The sequence below is a fragment of the Pseudomonas sp. Pseusp97 genome (assembly GCF_047304025.1).
Taxonomy (GTDB): domain Bacteria; phylum Pseudomonadota; class Gammaproteobacteria; order Pseudomonadales; family Pseudomonadaceae; genus Pseudomonas.
In genome coordinates this window covers 1-246 of sequence record NZ_JBGLYK010000592.1, presented here as the reverse complement: position 1 = coordinate 246, position 246 = coordinate 1, and the positions used below count along the sequence as shown (strand labels likewise).

Below are 246 nucleotides of genomic sequence, written 5' to 3'. Positions count from 1 at the left end.
CTGCAGCTTCATGGCAAAGTCCTCGCTTTGTAGGGGGTCAAATCAGAGCCAGCGTTGAACCAGGCGCCGGGCGCGCGCCCGGGGCGGGGCGACCCGCGCGCCGGCGGGGTTGGTTGTGCGGGGGGGGGCGGGGTCGCGCACGCTGAAGGACGCGCTGAACTAAGCAATGCGCGACTGGGTGACGAACGTCGAAAACACGTTCTATATCATCGGCACGGTGGCGGGGCCGCATCCTTATCCGATGAT

1 pseudogene is annotated in these 246 nt (G+C 66.3%); it reads left to right on the top strand.

The features are described 5' to 3' along the window. Positions 1-127: 127 nt before the first annotated feature. Positions 128-246: pseudogene (locus ACCC94_RS30450) on the top strand (hypothetical protein); the annotation flags it as partial.